The following is a 256-nucleotide window of genomic DNA, read 5'->3' on the forward strand; positions in this document are numbered from 1 at the left end:
TTACTCATAATGAGGGCTTAATTAGATGGTCCGCCTCACCCCTAAGCTAAACTTAGAGCTTGGCAATCGAAAGAGGCGAACCATCATGTCTACTATTAAAGTCATTGGAATCGATTTAGGCAAATCTTCTTTTCACCTTGTAGGGCATGATCACACTGGTCGTGAACAATTTAGCAAGCACTTAAGCCGCTCAAAACTTATTCAACTTCTGTCACAAATACCTCATACCAATTGCACTAAAAGTTTGACCATTCAG

Source organism: Shewanella sp. 10N.286.45.A1, assembly GCF_041470405.1.
Taxonomy (GTDB): Bacteria; Pseudomonadota; Gammaproteobacteria; order Enterobacterales; family Shewanellaceae; genus Shewanella.